Raw genomic sequence first — 1,106 nt, 5'->3', positions numbered from 1 at the left:
AGCCGGGGTGGTTTGTCGGTATCGCGCAGGCGCTGGCGCAGGCGGCTGACCGCCATGTCGACGATGCGGTCCAGCGGCATCGGCTCGCGGCCACGGGTGGCGTTGCCGATGGTGTCGCGGTCGAGTATCTGCTGTGGGTGGTCGAGGAACAGCTTGAGCAGGGCGAAGTCGGCGCCGGAGAGAATCACCTCCTCGCCGTCGCGATGGAACAGGCGATGGCTGACCGTGTCCAGGCGCCAGTCGTCGAAGGCCAGCACGGCACTGCCGGGTGCCGCCTGGCCGAACTCGGCGCGGCGCAGCAGGGCCTTGATCCGCGCTTGCAGTTCGCGGGGGCTGAACGGCTTGCCCAGGTAGTCGTCAGCGCCCAGCTCCAGGCCGATGACCCGGTCGGTTTCGTCGGAGCTGGCAGTGAGCATGATGATCGGTACCCGGGCCTGGCGGGGGTGCTGGCGTACCCAGCGGCACAGGCTGAAGCCGTCTTCGTCGGGCAGCATGACATCGAGGATGACCAGGTCGCAGGGGGTGGTTTCCAGCGCGCGGCGAAAGCCCTTGCCGTCGGCTTCGGCATGCACCTGGAAGCCGGAGCGGCTCAGGTAGGTTTGCAGCAGTTCGCGGATTTCCTGGTCGTCGTCGACCATCAGGATCGATTTGCCGGCAGTGGTCAAGGTGGTCCTTCCTTTTGTCAGTTACAGGTCTTTGTTGCCTGCTGTTGGGGCCGCTTCGCGCCCCATCGCGACACAAGGCCGCTCCTACAGGGACCGCGCCGCGCCGGAAATATGCACTGCCCCCGTGTAGGAGCGGCCTTGTGTCGCGATGGACCGCGCAGCGGCCCCCATTTCACCTATCCATGATCCAGCGCCTGCTGCAAGGCCACCCCGGCCCCCAGCAACCCGGAAAACTCCGCTGTCACCAGCCACACCGGCACGCCAGCGAAATACCCACTCATGCAACCCTTGTCGGCAAAGCTCGCGGCAAACCCGCTGCGCAGGAACAGCTCGGCAAAGCGTGGGATCACGCCGCCGACAATATAGACCCCACCCCGTGCGCCCAGCGTCAGAACATTGTTACCAGCGACTCGGCCGAGGAACCGGCAGAACTGCTCGACC

General features: G+C 66.1%; 2 protein-coding genes. Both read right to left on the bottom strand.

Going from position 1 to position 1,106, the window contains the following annotated elements; translation table 11 throughout:
• A partial coding sequence (gene gltR, locus JV551A3_RS06410; protein ID WP_413038292.1) for a two-component system response regulator GltR occupies positions 1–638 on the bottom strand: 638 nt, incomplete at its 3' end.
• Positions 639–841: 203 nt separating this feature from the next.
• A partial coding sequence (locus tag JV551A3_RS06405; RefSeq protein ID WP_205125933.1) for a glucokinase occupies positions 842–1,106 on the bottom strand: 265 nt, incomplete at its 5' end.

The sequence above is a fragment of the Pseudomonas inefficax genome (genome assembly GCF_900277125.1).
Classification (GTDB): domain Bacteria; phylum Pseudomonadota; class Gammaproteobacteria; order Pseudomonadales; family Pseudomonadaceae; genus Aquipseudomonas; species Aquipseudomonas inefficax.
The sequence above is the reverse complement of the archived record's forward strand: the minus strand, read 5'-3'. Positions and strand labels throughout refer to the sequence as shown.